This window comes from Acinetobacter sp. ANC 5378 (assembly GCF_013004315.1).
Classification (GTDB): Bacteria; Pseudomonadota; Gammaproteobacteria; order Pseudomonadales; family Moraxellaceae; genus Acinetobacter.
Genome location: NZ_JABERK010000054.1, coordinates 1 through 709 on the forward strand (window position 1 = coordinate 1; position 709 = coordinate 709).

The 709-nt window shown below is 33.0% G+C and carries 1 protein-coding gene; it reads left to right on the forward strand.

Annotated elements, in window-relative coordinates:
- A partial coding sequence (locus HLH16_RS12045; protein ID WP_171529500.1) for an IS982 family transposase occupies nt 1-709 on the forward strand: 709 nt, incomplete at both ends.

Sequence of the window (709 nt, forward strand, 5' to 3'; positions counted from 1 at the left end):
ATTTTTTTAAGAAATTTGAACCGATCTATTGGCAATTTCTCAAGCAGGAAAATAAGCGTAAACGAATTCGATTAGCAACCTTATCCCTCTCTGAAATTGTGACGATTGCAATTTGTTATAAAACCTCGCAAGTAAATAACTTTAAAACATTTTTTCAATTGCTTTATCAATTTGAGAGTAAATTATTTAAGTCTTTGCCTTGCTATAAAAATATGCTCAGCCTGATTAACCAACATCAGCTTGCGATTCATGCACTACACCGTGCTTTAAGCAAAGGACAAGCATGTCAATATCTATGGATTGATTCAACACCTTTACCTGTTTGTAAAAACAAAAGAATTCCTAGAGGTCACCATGCTTTGGACGATATTGCTTCTCGTGGCAAAAGTTCTATAGACTGGTTTTATGGTTGCAAATTACACCTTCTCATGAATAGTGAAGGACAAATTGTGAATACAGTTTTATCCACTGGACACATTTCAGACATTAGAAAAATCGAAGAATTAGTTGATGGCTTATTGGCAACTGTTTATGGAGATAGAGGTTATATTGGGAAATCGATAAAAACCAAATTATTAGAGCAAAATATCGATTTAATTACTTATCCTAGAAAGAATATGCGAGTAAGTCTATTGCCTTTTTCTGATGAATACCACTTGAGACAGCGGAAAAGAATTGAAACTTTAATTGGCTTATTGAAAGAAAAATA